The organism is Lentibacillus sp. L22 (genome assembly GCF_040812445.1).
Taxonomy (GTDB): domain Bacteria; phylum Bacillota; class Bacilli; order Bacillales; family Amphibacillaceae; genus Lentibacillus_C; species Lentibacillus_C daqui.
The window spans coordinates 1-2,415 of sequence record NZ_JBFNXI010000091.1 but is presented as its reverse complement, the minus strand read 5'-3'; the positions used below and the strand labels follow the sequence as shown (position 1 = coordinate 2,415).

The window sequence follows — 2,415 nt, the reverse complement described above, 5'->3', positions numbered from 1 at the left end:
TTTTTCGGTCTTTAATCGTTCTATAACAGCCTGATCCTCAACTTTGAAAATATAATTGGGAAGCAGCCAGAAGAAAAATGGAAAAATAATCTTAAAAAAGGGTCGTTCTATATCCATAATGTAGGTTTCTCCTTTGATTATCAAAATTCGATACCGTTCATTGTTAGCTAAATGTTGTACTTCGCCTTTCATAAAGCAATCTCCTAATATTCGTCATTCGTTCTTGTCTATTAAGCAAAGGGATTCAAAGAACTAAGACCGCTAGCTATAGACCCACCTGGATTCTTGAAAAGTTCCTTGAGCGCGCTATCCTTGGCATTCTTAGCCTTTTCCATCTGTTCTTCTTTCTTACCCGCATTATAATCATGTAATTTCGCTAACTCACTAATTTGGGATGCACCTTCAAAATCCGTAAACCGTGCTGTTCCTTCACTCGTTTTGGCACTACTCATCACTGTCTCAATTTGATGCATGATCTCTTTCACATCTGTTTCATCGCTACACCATTGAACGAGGATAAATCTATTAATATCTTCTTTGACCTCTTTCAAATAGTTGCTCTTAATAATGGCGGAATCACTGTTATCGACATCGGATCCAAATTATCAATATGCTGCCGCAAATTTTCCTCAAAGTCATAAAACAATCCTTGAAATAATTCCACTATTTTACGTGGAGATCATTAAAAATATTGTTTTCTTCTTTGGAGGCTTTTCCGAAAAAAGCGATATAAAAGCCATTAACTCTATTATTCTATGTAAATCCGATATAAAAAAGCATACCAGTTGCATGCTTCTTTTTCATGTACATTCTGTTTTATTACACTGGACCAGAAACCATACCTTTTTTTATGTTTGGCTTTTCTTCTTCCTGCCAGTCCTTGAAAATCTTAATAAATCGTTCTTCTTCTTCATCCTTAAATCCTTCAAAGACCACTTCGTCTATATTTTCTTCATTAAAATAATATACATTGTTGGGGTTCAATCTCTGCGGGTAAAAGCACCCTGAATAATCATACCAGATTCCCTCATCTTCAGTGCCCTCTGAAGGAAGAATAGGAGCTCTGTTCAGAATCATAATTTTACTCGTTCCTTCTCTCGGATATACAATTGATCCAATAGGTAACATCTTGATTCTCCCCCACCGATTTAATTTGCGTTTACAAAAGTCATCCAAACGTTAATCTTTTAGTAAAGCATTGTATCTTCTCGTTTTCTATATAACCATCTATTTCTTAACCTTTACAGTAGCATTTCCTTCTTTTACCGTTTTACGATTGATTAGTAAAAACACGAATAACAATAATGATACAATAATTAATACCATAACATTTCTAGATTGTAAATATACCAAAATGCCAAATATGTTAAAGCCTAAAAAAAATATATAACTCATCAATACATTTAAAAAGTGCTTAATAGAGCTTGGCCGAATCCATATTTTATTCTTGGGTAGCGCTTCAAGTACAATAACATCATTGAGTTTCCGTTTTTGGTTACAATTGGCGGAAAAATATAATAAACCAACCAATATTACAGCAAGAAGCAACAGCAATATATTGACCAATGGAGACATAGGAACGTTAAAGTAATCCATTAAGGGGGCTAAGGAGATACCGCCCGCATAGGAAATCCCTGCTATAGCGGTCATACCTGAAATACCTTTCCTTTCCATCTCTTCGGTCTGCAACTGTTCCACAAGAGCCTGGTCCTCAACTTTAAACACGCGATTTGGGAGCAACCAAAATAAAAATGGAAAAATAATCTTCCAAAAGGAACTCTCTATATCCATGATATAGGTTTCTCCGTCAATTATTAAAATCCGATATCGTTCATTGTTCACTAAATGTTTTATTTCACCTGTCATAAAATAATATCGTATCCTTTCTTTAACATCTGATGTTGTCTATCAGGAAAAAGGATTGATAGATACAATCACAGGATTCTTGAGTGCTTCTCCTGCAGCATCCATAAAGCTGTTTCCTCACTATCACAAATGCTGTTCCACATGTGTAGCTGCTTCTCCTTTTTGAAAGAAAATGTAAAACTTGCTAAACCACCAACGTATTTTCCAGTATATTTCGCATACCTTGCATACTGAAAAAACTTTCCGGAGGTTCTTAAGGTATTTAATATTTTCTTGGTAAGCTTTGGATCCATTTTATTTAACAGATTAGTACCTTTCTCTGTTTTTATCAGTTCTTTTGCCAAATCCAGCTGATCATATCCATTTTTTTTAGGAAATCAGATGTTTCACATAATCGACAAGCATTGAAGGCATCCTTTTCACAACTGCTTTATGATCAACCAAATAATCTTCCAGCATATCGTAGCCTTTCAAGTACTCTATAAAACCGCCCAGGAATTTGACCCTTGTATCGCCTTCAATTATCGTTCCGAGTCCGGGTAAGACTGT

Annotated in this window: 5 protein-coding genes; all 5 read right to left on the bottom strand. The window is 35.2% G+C overall.

From position 1 onward, the window contains the following. Positions 1 to 192 (bottom strand): DUF443 family protein (locus tag ABRT01_RS18125; protein ID WP_367749161.1); only part of this gene is annotated, 192 nt, incomplete at its 3' end. A 38-nt stretch (positions 193 to 230) separates the two neighbouring features. After that, positions 231 to 551: a hypothetical protein gene (locus ABRT01_RS18120; protein ID WP_269410520.1), complete on the bottom strand. Its 321-nt coding sequence runs from the start codon at positions 549 to 551 to the stop codon at positions 231 to 233. A gap of 268 nt (positions 552 to 819) precedes the next feature. Next, complete coding sequence (locus ABRT01_RS18115) at positions 820 to 1,128, bottom strand: DUF4176 domain-containing protein (protein WP_269410521.1); 309 nt, start codon at positions 1,126 to 1,128, stop codon at positions 820 to 822. 99 nt (positions 1,129 to 1,227) lie between these two features. Beyond that, entirely contained in the window at positions 1,228 to 1,866 is a 639-nt protein-coding gene (locus tag ABRT01_RS18110; protein WP_269410522.1) for a DUF443 family protein, read from the bottom strand. Between the two features lie 369 nt (positions 1,867 to 2,235). Beyond that, a partial coding sequence (locus tag ABRT01_RS18105) for a hypothetical protein (RefSeq protein WP_367749156.1) occupies positions 2,236 to 2,415 on the bottom strand: 180 nt, incomplete at its 5' end.